This window comes from Methylomonas albis, from assembly GCF_014850955.1.
GTDB classification, from domain to species: domain Bacteria; phylum Pseudomonadota; class Gammaproteobacteria; order Methylococcales; family Methylomonadaceae; genus Methylomonas; species Methylomonas albis.
This window is the reverse complement of the sequence record NZ_JACXSS010000001.1, coordinates 1355046-1374023: the sequence shown is the minus strand read 5'-3', so window position 1 is coordinate 1374023 and position 18978 is coordinate 1355046. Positions and strand designations below refer to the sequence as shown.

20 protein-coding genes are annotated in these 18978 nt (G+C 52.1%); 11 read left to right on the top strand and 9 right to left on the bottom strand.

Annotation, left to right across the window (positions count from 1 at the left end; translation table 11 throughout):
• Positions 1 to 2: 2 nt before the first annotated feature.
• From EBA_RS06360 to ureC, 5 genes are all read left to right on the top strand, one after another.
• A complete protein-coding gene (locus tag EBA_RS06360; protein ID WP_192373867.1) occupies positions 3 to 185 on the top strand; it encodes a hypothetical protein in 183 nt (60 codons plus the stop codon).
• A 575-nt stretch (positions 186 to 760) separates the two neighbouring features.
• On the top strand, positions 761 to 1258 hold the full coding sequence (locus EBA_RS06355) for a hypothetical protein (RefSeq protein ID WP_192373866.1): 498 nt from the start codon (positions 761 to 763) through the stop codon (positions 1256 to 1258).
• Between the two features lie 428 nt (positions 1259 to 1686).
• On the top strand, positions 1687 to 1989 hold the full coding sequence (ureA, locus tag EBA_RS06350) for an urease subunit gamma (protein ID WP_192373865.1): 303 nt from the start codon (positions 1687 to 1689) through the stop codon (positions 1987 to 1989).
• Between the two features lie 130 nt (positions 1990 to 2119).
• A complete protein-coding gene (locus tag EBA_RS06345) occupies positions 2120 to 2437 on the top strand; it encodes an urease subunit beta (RefSeq protein ID WP_192373864.1) in 318 nt (105 codons plus the stop codon).
• On the top strand, positions 2434 to 4137 hold the full coding sequence (gene ureC / locus EBA_RS06340; RefSeq protein ID WP_192373863.1) for an urease subunit alpha: 1704 nt from the start codon (positions 2434 to 2436) through the stop codon (positions 4135 to 4137). The genes EBA_RS06345 and ureC overlap by 4 nt, the downstream gene beginning before the upstream one ends.
• A gap of 94 nt (positions 4138 to 4231) precedes the next feature.
• Here ureC and EBA_RS06335 read toward each other — a convergent pair whose 3' ends face one another.
• Both EBA_RS06335 and EBA_RS06330 read right to left on the bottom strand, forming a co-directional pair.
• Complete coding sequence (locus tag EBA_RS06335; RefSeq protein ID WP_192373862.1) at positions 4232 to 4798, bottom strand: hypothetical protein; 567 nt, start codon at positions 4796 to 4798, stop codon at positions 4232 to 4234.
• Positions 4799 to 4883: 85 nt separating this feature from the next.
• Complete coding sequence (locus EBA_RS06330; RefSeq protein ID WP_192373861.1) at positions 4884 to 5240, bottom strand: hypothetical protein; 357 nt, start codon at positions 5238 to 5240, stop codon at positions 4884 to 4886.
• A gap of 820 nt (positions 5241 to 6060) precedes the next feature.
• Here EBA_RS06330 and EBA_RS06325 point away from each other — a divergent pair.
• The 6 genes from EBA_RS06325 (at position 6061) to EBA_RS06300 (ending at position 11444) form a co-directional block, all read left to right on the top strand.
• Positions 6061 to 7110 (top strand): DUF2628 domain-containing protein, encoded by a 1050-nt coding sequence (locus EBA_RS06325; protein ID WP_192373860.1) that lies wholly within the window; start codon positions 6061 to 6063, stop codon positions 7108 to 7110.
• A gap of 413 nt (positions 7111 to 7523) precedes the next feature.
• Positions 7524 to 7955, top strand: a complete 432-nt coding sequence (gene ureE / locus EBA_RS06320) for an urease accessory protein UreE (protein ID WP_192373859.1) — start codon at positions 7524 to 7526, stop codon at positions 7953 to 7955.
• Positions 7945 to 8619 carry an urease accessory protein UreF gene (locus EBA_RS06315; RefSeq protein ID WP_192373858.1) on the top strand — a complete coding sequence of 225 codons (675 nt, stop codon included), beginning with the start codon at positions 7945 to 7947 and terminating at the stop codon, positions 8617 to 8619. The genes ureE and EBA_RS06315 overlap by 11 nt, the downstream gene beginning before the upstream one ends.
• A 128-nt stretch (positions 8620 to 8747) precedes the next feature.
• Positions 8748 to 9365: an urease accessory protein UreG gene (gene ureG / locus EBA_RS06310; protein ID WP_192373857.1), complete on the top strand. Its 618-nt coding sequence runs from the start codon at positions 8748 to 8750 to the stop codon at positions 9363 to 9365.
• 114 nt (positions 9366 to 9479) lie between these two features.
• On the top strand, positions 9480 to 10025 hold the full coding sequence (locus EBA_RS06305) for a glutathione peroxidase (RefSeq protein WP_192373856.1): 546 nt from the start codon (positions 9480 to 9482) through the stop codon (positions 10023 to 10025).
• A 60-nt stretch (positions 10026 to 10085) separates the two neighbouring features.
• Complete coding sequence (locus EBA_RS06300) at positions 10086 to 11444, top strand: DASH family cryptochrome (protein WP_192373855.1); 1359 nt, start codon at positions 10086 to 10088, stop codon at positions 11442 to 11444.
• A gap of 50 nt (positions 11445 to 11494) precedes the next feature.
• On the opposite strand, the gene EBA_RS06295 is transcribed toward EBA_RS06300, so the two are convergent.
• The 7 genes from EBA_RS06295 to EBA_RS06265 all read right to left on the bottom strand — a co-directional run bounded on the left by EBA_RS06295 (position 11495) and on the right by EBA_RS06265 (position 18663).
• The gene (locus tag EBA_RS06295) at positions 11495 to 11914 is read right to left on the bottom strand and encodes a DUF6691 family protein (RefSeq protein ID WP_225615975.1); all 420 of its coding nucleotides are present in this window, start codon (positions 11912 to 11914) and stop codon (positions 11495 to 11497) included.
• An 11-nt stretch (positions 11915 to 11925) separates the two neighbouring features.
• Positions 11926 to 12342 (bottom strand): YeeE/YedE family protein, encoded by a 417-nt coding sequence (locus EBA_RS06290; RefSeq protein WP_192373854.1) that lies wholly within the window; start codon positions 12340 to 12342, stop codon positions 11926 to 11928.
• Positions 12343 to 12420: 78 nt separating this feature from the next.
• Entirely contained in the window at positions 12421 to 13371 is a 951-nt protein-coding gene (cysK, locus tag EBA_RS06285) for a cysteine synthase A (protein ID WP_192373853.1), read from the bottom strand.
• 204 nt (positions 13372 to 13575) lie between these two features.
• Positions 13576 to 14478, bottom strand: coding sequence for an EAL domain-containing protein (locus EBA_RS06280; protein ID WP_192373852.1), 903 nt, complete (start codon positions 14476 to 14478; stop codon positions 13576 to 13578).
• A 28-nt stretch (positions 14479 to 14506) separates the two neighbouring features.
• Positions 14507 to 15505 (bottom strand): sulfate ABC transporter substrate-binding protein, encoded by a 999-nt coding sequence (locus EBA_RS06275; protein WP_192373851.1) that lies wholly within the window; start codon positions 15503 to 15505, stop codon positions 14507 to 14509.
• A gap of 296 nt (positions 15506 to 15801) precedes the next feature.
• The gene (locus EBA_RS06270; RefSeq protein ID WP_229427830.1) at positions 15802 to 16530 is read right to left on the bottom strand and encodes a VPLPA-CTERM sorting domain-containing protein; all 729 of its coding nucleotides are present in this window, start codon (positions 16528 to 16530) and stop codon (positions 15802 to 15804) included.
• A gap of 648 nt (positions 16531 to 17178) precedes the next feature.
• Positions 17179 to 18663: a VPLPA-CTERM sorting domain-containing protein gene (locus EBA_RS06265; RefSeq protein ID WP_192373850.1), complete on the bottom strand. Its 1485-nt coding sequence runs from the start codon at positions 18661 to 18663 to the stop codon at positions 17179 to 17181.
• Positions 18664 to 18978: the final 315 nt, after the last annotated feature.

Sequence of the window (18978 nt, the reverse complement as noted above, 5' to 3'; positions counted from 1 at the left end):
TTATGGAATTTAAAAGGCAGTATATCGTTAATGAAGACAGCCAAAGAGTCGCGGTACAACTGGATATTGATACTTTCGAGAAGATTGAAAATGTTCTGGAAAATTATGCCTTGGTGCAGTTGATAGACGTCGATGATAGCGAGACTTTGAGTATCGAAGAGGCTAAAAAATATTACGCCAGATAATAGGGTGGGCAATTTTTCCAACAGCTAACTTTATGCCGCCAGGGCACTCAATGATGTCCGTAATCGGCTCAATGAACACGTCATTCCGGCATGGATTGCCGGAATCCAGAAGCCATGGATGGCTTCGAGTTGCGATTTGGTGTCGCTAGCGCGACGGGGTTATTTAGAAGTCGGGTCTCGGCCCGACAGCCGAGATACTTTCTTTTGCGTGGCCAAAAGAAAGTATCCAAAGAAAAGGCCACCCCATGCCGCTTATATCCTGCGCTCCGAAGGGTTTGAACGGGGTTTTTCGAAAGGGCATCCCAGCCCTTGCGAAAAACGCGATGCATCCCTGCATCGCCCCTGCGGGCTGAACCGTTCAAACCCTCCGGTGCTCGGCGCGGCATCAGGGGATTAACCCCCCTAGCGCGAAGAAAAGTTGTTGGATAAATTTGTATTTTGGGTTTCAAGTTCTATTGTAGGATGCTGCCGACGTTAGGAGGCACATCTGTCGCGAACGATGCGTTTCAATTCGTTCAGCACATCCTTCGGCTCTATAAACAACAAACGGAAATTGAAAAGCTAGGCGGATTTGTATGTCTTTAATTAATAATAATATTAAGAAGTTTGCTTTAATTATTCTGCTGTTTTTTGGATTCTTATCTTCAAGCGAACTGGATATTTTGTTCTTCGAGCCACCGACGTTTAATCAATTAAATGTTGATACTGGAAAAATTAGAATTAATAATTTCAGGTCAAGAACAAATGACTATTATACTTTGTCGATTGGTCGGAAAAATATATCTTTTAATTGCTTACTACCTTTCAACGATAAGCCCTGTATTTCAGAAAAAAGATTTCCAGAGATGCAAGGAAAAATTGGAAAAGCATGGTGGTATCAGGTAGGAGGAACAACTTGGCTTTATCAGTTAGAAGTTGAAGGAGTATTAATAATGCGCTTTTCAGAGCAGATACAAGCCTATACCTCATTGAAACAATCGTATCTTTATCCGTGGACAATATTATTCTTTCTTTCAATGCTGTGGTTCGCATTTGTACAGTTTGCCAATGAAACTAAAAATCCGGACCGTTGATATTATTTATATAAATTAACTTATGGCGCTAGCCCGCGTAGGGCCATAGGGTGTAATAGGCGCTAGCCGTATTACACCAGCTGTGGGCTTCGACCGGTGCAATACGCTGTCGCTATTGCACCCTATGAGCTGGTACCTTCAATTCCGGGATGGTTTTCTCCCCTTTTGCCGCGCCGAGCACCGAAGGGTTTGAGCGGATCAGCCCGAAGGGGCGATGCAGGGATGCATCGCGTTTTCGGAGGGCTATGGATAGCCCTTCCGAAAACCCCGTTCAAACCCTTCGGCGCGTAGGATACAAGCGGCATGTGGTGGCTTTTTCTTTGGATACTTTCTTTTGGCCAAGCAAAAGAAAGTATCTCGGCTGTCGGTCCGCGAACCGACATTAAAATACCCGTCGCGGCAGCGACACAAAAATCAACACAAACACCATGCAACTAACACCTAGAGAAAAAGACAAACTCCTCCTCTTCACTGCCGCCCTCCTCGCCGAGCGCCGCAAAGCCAGAGGTTTGAAACTCAACTATCCGGAAGCCGTGGCGTATATCTCTGCCGCCATCATGGAAGGCGCGCGCGACGGCCAGACCGTTGCCGAGTTGATGGCGTATGGCCGAACGCTGTTAAGCATCGACGATGTAATGGACGGCATCGCCGATATGCTCACAGAGGTGCAGGTCGAGGCGACGTTTCCCGATGGCACTAAATTGGTAACGGTACATGAGCCCATCGTTTGATGTACCCGTGGGCACAAACAGCCAGTGCCCAGCCTACGAAAATCCGCTAGAAAGCCCTGTAAATCCAGCAGCTAGGGTGGACACGATGCTTCGTGCCCACGCGGAAAAACAAACTTAAAAGGAGCCCAATATGATCCCCGGAGAAATCTTCCCCGCCGCCGGCGACATCGAACTGAATGTCGGTCTGGCCACTGTCAAAGTCCTGGTTGCCAATAGCGGTGACCGGCCAATTCAAGTTGGCTCGCATTACCATTTTTACGAAACCAACCCGGCCTTGCATTTCGACCGCAGCCTGGCCTTGGGTTATCGCTTGGACATCCCGGCCGGCACGGCGGTGCGCTTCGAGCCCGGCCAGCAGCGCGAGGTACAGTTGGTGGCTTTCGCCGGCACCCGCAAGGTCTACGGCTTTAGAGGTGAGGTGATGGGCGCACTGGAGAAACACGCATGAGCAAAATCAGCCGACACGCTTACGCCGACATGTTCGGCCCCACCACCGGCGACCGCTTGCGGTTGGCCGACACCGATTTGATCCTGCAAGTGGAAGCCGATTACACCGTCTACGGCGACGAAGTGAAATTCGGCGGCGGCAAGGTGATCCGCGACGGCATGGGCCAAAGCCAGCTAGGTAGAGAACACGCGGTGGATTTGGTGATTACCAACGCCTTGATCATCGACTATTGGGGCATCGTCAAAGCCGATGTCGGCGTCAAAGACGGCCGCATTTTCAAGATCGGCAAAGCCGGCAATCCGGACGTGCAAGCCGGCGTGAACATCATCGTCGGCCCCGGCACCGAAGTTATCGCCGGCGAAGGCCAGATTCTCACCGCTGGCGGCATCGACGCCCACATCCATTTCATCTGCCCGCAGCAGATCGAGGAAGCGCTGTGTTCCGGCGTCACCACCATGATAGGCGGCGGCACCGGCCCGGCCACCGGCACCAACGCCACCACCTGCACGCCGGGGCCGTGGCATATCCAGCAAATGTTGAAAGCGCTGGACGGCTTGCCGATGAACTTTGGCTTGCTCGGCAAGGGCAACGCCAGTTTGCCCGACGCTTTGGAAGAACAAGTCCAAGCCGGAGTAATGGGCCTGAAACTGCACGAAGACTGGGGCACCACGCCGGCATCGATTGATTGCTGTCTAAGCGTCGCGGAAAAATACGACGTGCAGGTAGCCATCCACACCGACACCTTGAACGAATCCGGCTTTGTGGAAGACACCTTCGCCGCCTTTAAGGGCCGCACCATCCACACCTACCACACCGAAGGCGCCGGCGGCGGCCACGCCCCGGACATCATCAAGGCCTGCGGTTTGAGCAACGTGTTACCGTCCTCAACCAACCCCACCCGGCCTTACACGATCAACACCGTAGACGAGCATTTGGACATGTTGATGGTCTGCCATCATCTTGACCCCAGCATCCCGGAAGACGTGGCTTTTGCAGAATCGCGCATCCGCCGCGAAACCATTGCTGCCGAAGACATCCTGCATGACTTAGGCGCATTTTCGATGATTTCCTCGGATTCGCAAGCCATGGGCCGGGTCGGCGAAGTGGTGATTCGCACCTGGCAAACCGCGCATAAAATGAAGGCGCAGCGCGGTGCGCTGGCCGGCGACCCGGCGAGCAGCGACAACCAGCGCATCAAACGCTACATCGCCAAATACACCATCAACCCGGCCATCAGCCACGGTATCAGCCACGAAGTGGGTTCCATCGAAGCCGGCAAGCTGGCCGACCTGGTACTGTGGCAACCGGCGTTTTTTGGCGTCAAACCCAGTTTGATCCTAAAAGGCGGCCTGATCGCCGCCGCGCCGATGGGCGACGCCAACGCCTCCATCCCCACTCCGCAACCGGTGCATTACCGGCCGATGTTCGGCAGCTTCGGCCGCACCGCCGCAAACAACTCGATGATCTTTCTACCGCAAGCGGCGGTGTCGGCCGGCGTGGCTGGGGAATTGGGCTTGCAAAAGCGAGTCGGGGTGGTTCGCAATACTCGCAACATAGGCAAGGCGGATATGCAGTTGAACGACTACCAGCCGGTGATGGAGGTTTGTCCGCAGACGTATCAGGTCAAGGCGGATGGGATGTTGTTGACTTGCGAGCCGGCGGTGGTTTTGCCGATGGCGCAGCGGTATTTTTTGTTTTGAGAAGGGTCAGAGTTTTCGGTAGAGCCATCCGTGGCCTTACCGAAAACAAACTGTATGCAGCGGAAGCGATGGCGGCATTTGCCATCAGTTGAAACTAGGAACCTGGGATACTGTTTTTGTGCGGTAGAACCGGTTCGTCCGTGGTGGTTGCGCCGGCTTCGAGTGGCTGAGCCATGGCATTGATGATTTCCGGCGGCGCACCGGATTGCTTTAGGCTTTCGCGTAGCTCGGCGCTTAATTCCGCGTTGGTTCGTTCGGATACCGGTTCTTCAGGCTGAACGGCCGTGGCGGACTCTTGATCTTTCAGAGTCTGCTCCAATTGAGCGACCTGCTCTTCCGGTAAGTGATTGGCTCGCATCGACGCAATCAAATCGGCATTGGCTTCACTACGCGCCGCCTCATCCTCGGGCGACAAGCTATTGGCAAGCGCCTGCCGTTGCTGTTCGTGCGGGGGTAATCGAATGACCGGAGACATTGCAGCGTTTGCCGGCGGAATATCGAGCTTTCTGTTCGCGCCGACCGCGATAATGGGCGCGGAAACTGAAGCGGCATGCTCCAGCGCCGCCGGATGGCTCTCGCCGCGATCGGGGAATAGCTGACCCGCAAAATATCCGCTCGCAAAAACGCTAGCCACACCCAGTATTGAGACAAGTTTATTCATGATCTTGACCTAGGTTGAGTTGGTTCGGAGCGGAATCCCGGCCGGATGAATCAGACCAAAGATTCCGCATGATCGGATGCAGCGATTAGTACTCGTACAGGTAGGTTAAAGTACCCAGGTAGCGGAAAGAGCCGGAGGTTGGGCAGGCAGCAGTACCTGAGTCACCATACAAGTAGTAGGTTTGATGGTTTTGCATCGCCATTTTGGCCTGGATCAAGGCGTTTTGATTATAGGTGACGAAATAATTGGTATAGGCCGGTAACACATTGTGCTCCGGTACGGTGTAGATATAGCCGTATGTCGTACCGTTGACGTTATATTCGTAAACACCGGTGACATTCACCCAACCGGCGGAACAACTCGCCGCATTGGCCGCACTGGCACCGAACATGGTAGCGGCAACGACAGATAGCATTAAGAATAGATTTTTGATTGTTTTCATGACCTTCACCTTTTATAAATTAAACACGCGAGTGGATGAATTAACGCTGTACTTGCTTCTCGGGTAAAAAATTGGCGTTCCTGAAAATTCAAGGGCAGCGTGTCCTACGGCATTTGCGCTCCGGTTTTACTGGTGGCGTAATTAGCGGGGACGGTGTTAATTTAGGGAAATCGAGGGGTGTTCTCTGTTAACTTATTGGCTGGAGAAGTGTGAGCTATTTCACAGTTTTATGTGGGTATAGCTTTGCTGGGTTTTGGATATTGGGTTTTTGCGTTGCTCTCGCGACGGGTTTATTTAAAGTCGGGTCTCGGCCCGACAGCCGAGATACTTTCTTTTGTTTGGCCAAAAGAAAGTATCCAAAGAAAAAGCCACCCGAAATTCCGCCAATTTCCTGCGCTTCTCGCTTTTGGCGAGGGTTTTCGGAAGGGCCATCCTTGGCCCTCCGAAAACGAGCGGCATCCCTGCCGCTCCCCTGCGGGCTATTCTCGCCAAAAGCTGCGATGCTCGGGGCGGAATAACGGGAATGCGGCACTTCAACAGTTATTGGGTGTAGGCGTAGGGTGGGCAATTTCGCCCACCATTTGATTTTAATTCCGCGTGGGCACTAAATCGTGCCCACCCTTGTGCTGTTAACTTGTCGACTGGAGAAGTGTGAGGTTTTTCACAGTTTTATCTGGATGTGGCTTTGCTGGGTTTTGTGTCGCTGTCGCGACGAATGTTTTATATGTCGGTTCGCGGACCGACAACCGCGGTTATTGTGTGTAGTAAAAATGTGATTTGTTATTCTAATGCTCGATACAACCAAGCGTAGGGAAAGAAAATGGGCGGATATGAATCTATATCTCAACAGGACCAACAACCAGAGCCAAAACAAAAATTTACATTGGGAGATAGTGAGGAGTTTTATAAAGCCATAGTTGGTGATGAAGATCAGGAATATTATTTGAAGTGTTTCTCCAGATTTTATTCAAGCCAGGGATTTTGTTGGTCTTGGAACTGGACGGCGTTCTTTGCCACGTTTTTATGGTGCGCTTATCGAAAACTTTGGGTGAATGCGATTTTATATCTGCTGATTGGTTTTGTGCTTTTATCGGTATTTGGTGCGTTAAATATAAACTTTGGCTTATGGTTGTTATGTATGTTTCTCTTTCCTGCGACATATGCAAACTACTCTTATTATGTCCATTGCACCAAGATTATTGAAAAACTAGAGAATGAAAACCTGGGTCACCAAGATAAGCTAAATAAATTATCGAAAGCTGGAGATGTATTCAAATTTGTCTTTCCGATTGTTCTGCTCAGGAAGTATCCACGCACATTATTGTTTTGTTTGATTGTTTTTTTCGCCTTTGCACCTTGGAGTGATCTTTGGCTCATTTTGCTCTTGCTCTTAGCTACGACGCCACTTCTGTTACTTGTGCCGATCATTTGGTTTGCAGTTCGAATTTGGCGGGTTTCAAAAGGTAAGGCATCTGGGGTTAAATTAACAGTTCAAACCATTTTGATCACTTTTACTTGTGCGTTTGTGATTCCATTTGCTCACTATTCCGCCAAATTAGAGGAGCGCAAGCAAATGGAAAAGTTGTCTAATACGTTTGAAAGTTATAGACAACAAAACGGGTTGTTTCCAAAAGAGTTACCGCGAGCCGGAATCGTTAAAAACGATAGGGTCGAATACACGCATTTTGATTGGCGGTCGCCGAGATTAACTTACAAGTCTTATAGTGGTTGGGAAAGCGGTCTATTCGTTTATGACTTTATAAATCATCAATGGGATTATAAAGGGTCGAACTTTGGCTCTGTTTCTGAAAGCCGATTTTGGGAAGATGAGCGTTATATTACTTATGATGACAAAATGCCAAGCTCGTAAAAACTCGATTAACTGACAGAAATATTGGATGCTTGTATTAAATTCAATATATCCAAATTTAAATCGAGCGGGGGTTTAGCCACGTTATTCCGCCCCGAGCATCGCAGCTTTTGGCGAGATTAGCCCGTAGGGGAGCGGCAGGGATGCCGCTAGTTTTCGGAGGGGCAGGAAGCCCCTTCCGAAAACCCTCGCCAAAAGCGAGAAGCGCAGGAAATTGGCGGAATTCCGGGTGGCCTTTTCTTTGGATACTTTCTTTTGGCCAAGCAAAAGAAAGTATCGCGGTTGTCGGTCCGCGAACCGACATTTAAAACACCCGTCGCAACAGCGACACAACAAAACCAAAAGACATCAAATAATCTAAAAGCCGACGTGTTGGGTTACGCTTCGCTAACCCAACCTACACAAAACACAAAATGCTAAAACTCACTGAAACCACCCAAACCGAAGAAACCCCCGACGACACCCTAACCCTCCCCTTCGAGGCGCGGCAAAAATCCCGACAACCGGCCACCACCCAAGGCGGCATTCAAGTCGGCGTGTTTTTACCCAGGGGCCAAACCCTTAGACACGGCGCAATCCTCACCAACGGCCAAGGCTTCAAGGTGCGGATTGATGCAGCCCCGGAACAGTTGTCGGTGGTCAAATGCAATGACCAACTCTTGTTCGCCCGTGCCTGCTACCACCTCGGCAACCGCCACATCGCCCTGCAAATCCTCCCGGACGAGTTGCGTTATCTGGCCGATCATGTGCTGGACCAAATGCTGGTGGGCTTAGGGCTGAAGGTTGAACATCACACCCTGCCCTTCGAACCGGAAAGCGGTGCGTATCATAGCCATGGTCACTGATTTAGCGTTGTTAAGGCTGCTGCAACTGGTCAGCCCCGGCCTGCCAATCGGCATGTACAGTTATTCGCAAGGATTGGAGCGGGCGGTAGACGATGGCTGGATTACCAACGCCGAGCAAGTGGCCGACTGGCTGCAAGGCTTGTTGCAAAATGGCTTAACGTGGGTGGATGCGCCGATTCTGGCCCAACTTTACGACGCCTGGCACGCGAACGATTTGGCCGCGGTAGAACTTTGGAGCCAAACCTTGATGGCCTGTCGGGAAACCGCCGAATTGCGCGCAGAGGATAGACAAACCGGCCAAGCCTTGGCACGCTTGCTGGTGAATCTGGAATTGCCCGAGGCCGATGCCTGGCTAAAACGCACGGATGCCACTTTGGCGACCTTGTTTGCACTGGCAGCGGCCCGTTGGCAAATCAGCAAAACGGACGCCGTCACCGGTTATTTGTGGAGCTGGCTGGAGAATCAGGTGTTGTGTGCGGTCAAGCTAGTCCCATTGGGCCAGGTGGCCGGACAACGGCTGTTAAAAAATCTAGCCGGCGAGTTGCCGGCTTTAGTGGAACGTGCTTTAAACCTAAACGAGGCCGAGATCGGCGGCAGTTGCTTTGGCTTGGCCTTAGCCAGCAGCCGGCATGAGATGCAGTATTCGCGGTTGTTCCGGTCTTAGAATTGGGTGGAGGCACTGCGTTTTTCCACCCTACGCATAATAAAACGTAGCCTCGATGCAGCGTAGCGGAATCGAGGTTTGGCAAACTTAAATCCCGGATTGGCATCCGGGCTACCTTGGATGAAAACATGAGCGACAAACAAGTATTACGCGTAGGCATTGGCGGCCCGGTCGGCTCCGGCAAGACGGCGCTGGTGGATGCCTTATGCAAGAAGATGCGCGACGATTACGAAATCGGCGTAGTCACTAACGACATTTACACCCGCGAGGATCAGCAGTTTTTGATCCGTAGTCAGGCGCTAGCGGAAGAGCGGATTTTAGGCGTGGAAACCGGCGGTTGCCCACATACCGCGATCCGCGAAGATGCCTCTATGAATTTGGCGGCTGTCGATGACTTGATCGAGCGCTGGCCGGAACTTGATTTTATTATGGTGGAAAGCGGCGGTGACAATCTCAGCGCCACCTTCAGCCCGGAGCTGGCCGATCTGACCATTTACGTGATCGACGTGTCTGCCGGCGATAAGATTCCGCGCAAGGGCGGCCCCGGCATCACTCGCTCGGATTTATTGGTGATCAATAAAATCGACTTGGCGCCTTATGTCGGCGCTTCGCTGGAGGTGATGGACCGCGATGCCAAGAAAATGCGCGGCGAGCGGCCATTCGTGTTCACCAATATCAAGACCGGCAACGGCTTGGAAGCGGTGGCAGACTTCATCGTCAAGCAAGGCATGTTGCAAACGCACTGACGCTATGCCCGCGATTTAAGCTTTTCAGCGCGGTCATGGCCCACTCCTACCCCACGCGCAGGTTGACTTCTACTCAGTACTGGTATGCTCTAGGACAATAGCTCAGGAGGAAAAATGATAAAAACCGCGTTTTTAATAGCCAGCTTATGGGCATGCTCAGTGTCGGTAGCCGCTGCTGACCCTTGCAGCGGCTTGCTGAACTTCAAAATGCCCAAACTCCGCTCCAGCGAGCAAATCGATTTTTGCCAGGCGTTTCAAGGCAAGGTAATTTTGGCCGTCAACACTGCTAGCAACTGCGGTTACACCCCGCAATTCAAAGGTCTGGAAGCCTTGTATCAAAAGTATAAGGATCAGGGCCTGGTAGTGGTCGGTTTCCCGTCCAACGATTTTAACCAGGAGTTCGCCGAAGCGGAAAAAACCGCTAACGTCTGTTACATCAATTACGGTGTGACTTTCCCGATGCTGGAGAAAAGTCAGGTGAAGGGCGCAACAGCGAACGGATTTTTCCAAAAGCTAAGCAAAGCAACCGGCGTGACGCCGGCCTGGAATTTTCATAAATATTTGATTGATCGTAATGGTACCAGCGTAACCGCCTTTCCCAGCGACGTGACACCGGAACAGCTGGATGCAAAAATCAGCGCCTTGCTATCGGCAAAATAGTGCTGTAAACCTCAACGCTCGCCGGTGGAATACCGGCATGCTTATCGGGACGAGATGATGATGCGCAGAATTGGACTTTACTGGTTCGGCAACGATTTGCGGGTTCACGATAATGCCAACCTGCAACAAGCCAGCGCGGTCGTCGATCAGTTGTTGTGCGTCTATTGTTTGGATCCGGCTTGGCTGGCCCCCAATCAGTACGGCATGGCCAATCTCTCCAGCCAACGCTGGCGGTTTTTGAAAGAAGCTTTACAGGATCTGGATAGAAATTTACAGCAGGCCGGGCAACAACTGCTGGTTTGTTACGCTGCGCCGGTAGCGGCAATTAGTGCCTTAGTCGCAAAACACGCGGTATCTGTGGTTTATCGTAGCCGCCACGTTGGTTTTCAGGAACGGCAGACATGGCAGGCACTGCAAAAACGTTTGCCGGGATTGCGTTTTGTCGAATCTGACACGCAAACCCTTTTCAACCTGAAGGATTTGCCGTTTGCCCAATTGCCGCAGGCCTTCACCCCATTCAAAGATCTGGTCGAACACTTGCCGGTCGATCATCCCTTGCCGCCCCCCGATGCTCTGCCGCCCTGCCCTGCGCCGAAATCGGATTGGCTATTGAATTTTCCGGTGTATTTACCGGCCACTTCGGCACTGGATCCGGATATGGCTTTTCATGGCGGCGAAACGGCCGGCAAGAAACATCTTAAAGCCTATTTCCACAGCAGCCACCCCAACCATTACAAAGATCGGCGCAACGGGCTGGACGGCTGGGAAAATTCCAGTAAATTTTCGCCTTGGCTGGCCCACGGCAATCTGTCGGTGCGAAAGATTTATGCTGAGTTACGCCGCTACGAACAAGAAAATGGCGCCAACGAATCCACCTATTGGCTGTATTTTGAACTACTGTGGCGTGAGTATTTTCAATGGTATGCCCAGCAATACGGCAAACAGCTATTTGCGTTTCGCGGCATCCAACAGCGCAAACCTTTGACCTGTTTTTATCCGGAACGCTTTCAAAAATGGTGCAACGGCTATACGCCTTATCCGCTGGTAAATGCCTGCATGAAGCAACTCAAGGCCACCGGCTATATGTCCAATCGCGCCCGGCAAATCGTCGCCAGTTGCCTGGTCAACGAATTGGCGGTGGACTGGCGGTTTGGCGCGGCCTATTTCGAACAACATTTATTGGATTACGACGTCGCCAGTAACTGGGGCAATTGGCAATACCTGGCCGGCGTCGGCGCCGACCCGCGCGGCCAGCGGCATTTTGATATGGAAAAACAAACCCGGCTTTACGATCCGCAGGGGAAATTTATTCAGAAGTGGCAGGCTGAAGTCCGTAATTTGCCTTTGGATTCTGTGGATGCCGCCGATTGGCCGGTGGACCCGGCGACCGCAAAATTGGCGTCAATATTATCCGCTTAATCCTTAACTTATCAGAGTCGATTGCAAAGCCGATCCGGCACATCGCTTCCTTAGCGTTGATGTAACAAACGAAACAGCCAAAACCCTGCAAACATCGCGGCAACGAACGCATAATTACCCAACATACCGGCGCTTAATCCCAGCAAAGCCGGCCCCGGACAAAAACCGGACAGACCCCAACCGACACCAAATATCGCCGCGCCAGCCATCAGTTTGGCATCGACGCTGGCCGGCACGATGGCCGAAGGCTCTTGCTCACGATCAGCGGCGTCGTTATTGCGATGCATCAAATAGCGCGCCAGCCCTAGCGTCAGCAAAGCGCTAGCCATCACCAAAGCCAAGCTCGGGTCCCACGCCCCCGCCACATCCAGAAAAGCCAACACTTTGGCCGGATTACTCATGCCGGCCACAATCAAGCCCAGCCCAAACAGCAGGCCGTAAGCGAACAAATAAACTGTATTTTTCATCATGAGTTTCCGGTTTAGAGCAGGTGGCGCACGATAAACACCGTGATACCGGCCGTCAGCATGAAGGTCAGCGTCGCCACGATGGAACGGATTGACAAGCGGGCTATGCCGCAAACCCCGTGGCCGCTGGTGCAGCCGCCACCCAGCCGGGTGCCGTAACCGACCAGCAGACCGGCAATTGCCAGCAGACCGGGCCCGGCATCCAGATCCAGCGCAATGTCTGCACCACTCAAGCGATACAGGGGCGCGCTGGCCAGCAAGCCGGCCAGAAACCAGCCGCGCCAAACACTAGCCTCCCGCCAGGGCGGTAACAAGCCTGCCGCGATACCGGAGATCCCGGCAGTATGTTTATGAGTAAACAACAATAAGGCCGCAGATAAGCCTATCATTGCTCCCCCAGCCAGCGCGGATAAAATCGTCAAATAATTCATGCGTCAGTTTTGCCAAAATCGGGTATTGAATCAGAAACCTAGTTATCAAGCCAGATTTAGCAATCGCTTACTTCCGGTTTACTCGCCAAACAAGGCCCAACTCAAGTAGCGTTCGCCGGAATCCGGTAACACCGCGACGATGGTTTTACCGGCATGCTCCGGACTTTTGGCCAGCCGCACGGCAACGGCAAGTGCCGCCCCGCTGGAAATGCCGGCCATGATGCCCTCCTCCTTGGCGAGGCGTCGGGTGTAGGCGATTGCTTCGTCGTCTTCTACCGATTCAATCAGATCAATCAACGCCAAGTCCAGGTTTTGCGGCACGAAGCCGGCGCCGATGCCTTGTATCCCATGCGCCGCAGCTTGCAAGGGCAAACCGGCGCGAGTTTGACTCAATACCGGGCTGCCGGCCGGTTCCACCGCGACGCTGAGCACCGGCTTGCCGCAATGGTTTTTCAGATAGCGTGACACGCCGGTAATCGTGCCGCCGGTACCGACGCCGGCCACGAAGATGTCGACCTTGCCGCCGCTATCGCGCCAAATTTCCGGGCCGGTGGTTTGCTCGTGGATCGCCGGATTGGCCGGATTTTTAAACTGCTCCAACAACAGATAGTGATCGGGGTCGGCCGCAGCCATGGCCTCGGCCTGCTCCACCGCCGCGCGCATGCCGAGCGCGCCGTCGGTCAGCAACAGATTGGCGCCATAAGCCAACAATAAGGTGCGCCGCTCCTGGCTCATATTGTCCGGCATCGTCAAGGTAATAGGGATGCCGCGTGCGGCGGCAACTGCAGCCAATGCAATACCGGAATTGCCGCTGGTAGCTTCCAACAGCACCTTACCGGGCGTCAACAAACCCTTACGCTCAGCAGCCCAGACCATCGCTGCACCAACCCGGCATTTCACCGAATAGGATGGATTGCGGCTTTCAATTTTCACCAGCAGCGTGGCGTGTAATCCCTGGCTGATATGATTGATACGTACTAAAGGCGTACGACCTATCGATTGGGAATTATCGGGGTACCAAGCGGGCATGGCGGGTTTCCTGTGAAATACGGGTTTTGCTCAGTGTAAACCAAACCCACAACGATCGATTATTACGGATGTTCTTATCCGTCGCGTACGACCTTTTAGATAAAAAAAGCCCGCCGAAACAGCGGGATTAGCAGGATTGCCACAGGAGAGCACATCTCACCGAGTCATCGGTAAACCATTAAACTATCTTACGGTCGTCGCATGTTACATACCATGCTGGGCCGGGACGCTGAAACTGCCAAAATGTTGCGGCGCGCCGGGCATTAAAGGATTGCCTTGTACCTCGGCCCTGGGTTTTTGCCAGTGTCCGGCCGTAGCCGGCCGACCCAAAAAATAACCTTGCAACAATTTGCCGCCGGCATCCAAGGCAATATCCAGTTGTACTTCGTTTTCGATGCCTTCGATGATCGCTTGCGCGCCCAAGGCCTGGATGATTTCGATTAATTTCGGCAGCACCCGGCGAATCTTGGCATCGGTTTGGGCCTGATGAATGATGCTTAAATCCAGTTTCACAAAGCTGGGTGACAGACGCCACAAGCGGTCCAGATTGGAATGCCGGCTACCGAAGTTATCGATAGCCACCTGAAAGCCGCGATCGCGGTAATTGTCCACCGCTTCGAGCAACTGTTGATCGGCTTCCACCGCGTTTTCCATGATCTCCAGCACGACTCTGGTAGTCGGCACCGAATGCAGATGCAAAATGTGCTCGAACACCTTGCCGTGCGTGTTCACGCTAACCAGCAATTTGGGATGTACGTTTAAAAACAGCAAGCCCTTATCCGCAGGCAGATTGAGATAGTTAAGCATGTGCAGGGTTCTAGCCACTCTATCCAGCTTCACCAATTTGCCCTGGTTATCCGCCCAACTAAACGCAAAGTCCGGACTCACGGCTTCCAAGCCGGTGGAAGTGCGCAGCAAAGCTTCGTAGCCAAGCAATCCCTGAGATGTTCCGGCATCGAATATCGGTTGAAACTCGCTACGCAATCGCAGACCGATAAACCGGCTCAGGACTTCCTGTTGCTCGATTTCCAGTTTGAACTCGTCCAAATCCAGATACAAAGCCCGCTCCAGATCGTCACGCAGCACTTCTATGATATGTTCCACCATGGCTATACCCTCCTTTATCCCATTCCTCTCAGTGTCCATAAATCTTGTCAAACACCCCATTGTCATCGAAGTGTTGTTTTTGTATCGCACTCCAACCACCCAATTGCGCGACACTCACCAGATCCAGGGTCGGAAATTGTTTGACGTATTTTGCCGCGATGTCCTTGTCAGTCGGCCGATAATAGTTTTTGGCAATGATCTCTTGGGCGTCTTTGGTGTAGAGATATTTCAGGTATTCAAGCGCCAAGTCCTGGGTGCCGTTCTTTTTTGCGACTGCTTCAATCACGGCCACCGGCGGTTCGGCCAGGATGCTGAACGGCGGGGTGACGACTTCGAATTTATCCGCGCCGAATTCTTTCAACACCAAATACGCTTCGTTTTCCCAGGTGATCAATACGTCGCCGATTTCACGTTCGGCAAAGGTGGTGGTGGAGCCGCGCGCGCCGGAATCCAGTACCGGCACGTTTTTAAACAGCTTCTCCACGAAAGCCTTGGCGGCGTCCTTGCTGCCGTTTTTCTTTTCCGCAAACGCCCAGGCCGCCAGGTAGTTGTAGCGGGCGCCGCCGGAGGTTTTCGGGTTGGGAGTGACGACGGAGACGCCGTCTTTGATCAGATCGTCCCAGTTTTTAATCGCTTTAGGGTTGCCTTTGCGCACCAGAAACACGATGGTAGAAGTGTACGGCAGGCTGTTGTTGGGTAGTTTGCTTTGCCAGTCTTTGGGCAACAAGTTGGCTTTTTCGACGATTTGGTCGATGTCACCTGACAAGGCCAAAGTCACCACATCAGCTTCCAGACCGTCTATCACCGCGCGGGTCTGTTTACCGCCGCCGCCATGCGATTGTTGGACCGTCACATCTTCGCCGGTTTTGGTTTTCCAGTACTGGGTGAATAGTTGGTTATATTCTTTATACAACTCGCGGGTCGGATCGTAGGAGACGTTCAACAGGGTACGTTCGGCCAGCGCGCTGCCGCTTAGGGCCAGGGCGATACCGAAAAGTAAGGGCTTGAGGGTGTGCGTGAATCTCATGGGTGCTCCTGAAAAAGGGTTATCGGATCTGCTTATGGCAAGCCGGGTTTTTGTTTGACCACGGTGCGTATGCTACGCAAAGCTTATAACCAACAAAAACGATATATTTAGAACTAAATATCTGATATTAAGATAATAGATTTCGGATACAGACCCATCCGACACATGCACAGGTTTGCCGCAAACAAAGGCTTTTAGGGAAACTTCGGAATAGCGGCGATTAAGGAGTCCGCTAGTTTTGGAGATAGACCAGACCAAGACAGCGGGAAGCCGGAGCTTCCCGCTGATAAGCAAGGTTAAACCACAGCAATCTTACGCCGCCCTGCTGTCGCCAATCCGGCCAGCGCGCTGCCGAATAGCCAAACAGCGCCGGGAACAGGCACTTGTGAGACGGTTATGGTGTTGCCAGCCAGGGAAAAATTTAGGGTATCGGAGCTCAAGGTGAGCCGATAGTCGCCATGATCGCGGGCGGGAAGCCCGGTCGGTAGGGTCAAGTTATCGTTAGTATTGATACCGGCGACGGCTTCACTGGTGGATAAGGTGTAATCGGCCACCAGATATAAATAATTGCCTGCCTGCAAGGTTACATTAAACGCCGGATCGCGCAAGAAAAGCGAACCGTCCGCCGAACCGTCGGTGTTAGTCAAGATCGGCTGATTGCTGCTATCGGGGCAGTGATTGCCGTCGGAATCGTCGCAACGTGCCAACATATCGCCAGCATCCAGCAAGCCGTCATCGCGGTAGATATAAGTATCCGGGTCCAGAAAAGTAATTTCACCGTCGTTGTTCAGGTCAATTTCCTGGTAACCGGCGGTGGATGTTTGCTTTTGAGTGGCCTCATACGCCAACACATCGACTTTGAAAGTACCGTCGCTAAGCATATTGATTTTCCAGGTATCGTAAGTAGTACCGCCGCTTACTTTGTAAATGGTTCCTGACACTTCCAGAGTATTTGCTTGGGCCTCGGCAATGAACGCACACCCCGCCAATCCGGCGATGCCGATTGATTTTATTAGTTTATTCACGATTACAACCTTTATGTTTATTGAAATTAGAGCGCATTGGGAACTTGATTTTCGGGGCATCTAAAAATTATTCATTCCCGTGTATTCGAGAGCGGTTAGACCACGTGGCACGTCTAGTTTGCAAAGTCCGCGAGAGAAACGAGTATGGTTTATTGAAAGCCCCCTTAATCGTGTTAGCCATGTCCACGCCAATGACTAAACACCCCGATCCGAAAGCAATATTCAGACCGTAAAATATTTTTCTTTAAATACAAAAATATACGTAGATAACAGGCGGCAATGTGCAGGGTATTTCCGTGAAATAACACATACAAAAAGCTATTTGCCACAACTTATCCCGGATATAAAAAGAACCGATTAGCAAGAATATTCGGCCAAGCGTCATGCCCACTGGGAAGCGGATACCCAGTGTCATGGATGGTAAGCTTCGATCCGTCCATGGCGTCCGGATTTCGGCAATCCCTGCCGAAACGACGAACTTAGGGATGTTTTTCGAGTAATCTGACAAAGTACAATTACTTACTAGTCAGGAAAGACGTTGAGCGCAACAGCAAACGCAAAGTATTTGATTACGTTCGTAGCGAGCCTATTGAAGTGTTGGTGAATTCTGCTTGTTCAGATATTTCTTAAATCAGAACGCTTCAGTATTTATCGTTTGCGGCGAACCACCCAGCCCAGTCCGCCGAGCGCGGATAAGAACAGGTAAAACGCCCCCGGCAAGGGCACCGGTGCGGATTGTAATGGGCTCATATGCCAGGCCAATGCATAATCCCAACTGAACGGACTTGCCTCGCCAGATTTGACCCGTAACTCATACTGGTGGCCGCTGACTAAATTGAGCCACAAGTTCTCACTGTTATCTACACTACTTGCCGAAAACGCGGCGATGTTTTGCGCCGTGCTATCGAATAATTCCAGATTCAGATCGTGCAAGGTCGTTGTCAGATTTAGGTCGTTCGATACCCCGAGATTCCACACCAAAGCCGCCTGCAATTTCAATGCTTTCTCTGCGGCAAATTTATAGGTCCCGAGACTGTTGCTGTCCAAGCCACCGAACGCGGTATCGACATCGAATCCGGCCAAACCAATATCGTCCGGATGGCCGCCATCCTCCAGGCTGTCTTGTTCGCCGCCGGCGATGATTTGGTAACTATGCAAAATATTCAGCTGGCCGGCACCGAATCTATCGTCCAGGCCGTTGATAGTTTGATGGCCGCTGCTGCGATAATCGACGATATTGTCTGGGGTCGAGGTATTGTGCGTGGCTCTATCGGCACCCGCCAACAATGCCGCTTTGACAGTTTCGGCGCGCTCGGCGTTGTAAATCGTCCCCACACCCTCAATATTGACCGAGCCATTCGAAAGATTCTGCGCCCCCTTGTGGCCAGTCTCCACTAATAGCGCTGCCGCTGCGGCTACTATGGGTGTGGCTCCGCTGGTGGTAGTTTGCGGCGCGACGACATCAGGGCGTGTCCGTCCCGCGACATACAAGGCATCCACCGCATCGGAACCCCTATCTTGTTGGCCGTCGGTACGACCCACCGCGATCGCGTTGTAAGCACTGCCCAATAATGGCGAGTCGCCAAGGCCATTGTTCATGCCAACCACCTGAATAAATTCGTTGCGCTGCACCTGTCTGTCCACAAAACGCAAAAGCATCGCAGTTTCCGGCGCTGAATCCCCTTTGCCTATCCAGCTATGGTTCGCAATCCGGCTGGCGTTGACGGGTGCCAAGGCCCTTGCACTGATGAGGCTGTCGAGCCAGACGTTGGCATCGTAACTGGCGATATTGCTTATGCCATGCGCGATGGCATCGTTGCCGTAAAACCTGGCACCGACACTGGTAGCGTGTGCCGATGGCGAGGTACTGGCTTTTTTACCTGGAAAACTAAAGGTCTTGCCGGCAAATTGCGCGTTAAGAATATCCGGCGCGTAAATGGGGTAAGCAGGGTTATCTTTCGATTCAATTGCTGACGCTTCGGCGTGAACCACATTGACACCGTCGCCGGTCGGCACGTTTGCCCCCAGTTGCATTAGCAGGGCTTGATAACCGATGTCGCTTTTGTAATCCGCAACCGAAGAGGACGCCCAAAACATCATGGAAAACAGATAAAACCCAGGCTTTTTAATCATTGTTATCACCTTTTTGAGTCTATTGAAGTGGTCAGCGCTTTCTAGCCGTTCCAGCCCATACCACGCTGGAACGCAGAAAAATCAATAGTCCGGATCGTCGCTTTTACAGGGATGACAAGTGCTCCGTATCCCTCTAACGTGCCAGCACTGGCTCTGGCGCTTATTCGCAACTATAGACCAGATACTAGGTCTTGCCGGATGCTTGCTGTCCTTAAGTTTGGCGACGGGCTTATGCCTGTTTACCCAATCGACAAGGCAAACCGATAAGCTTCAGGGAGGCGGTTAGATACAGCGATGGAGAGCGTATCCGAAAAA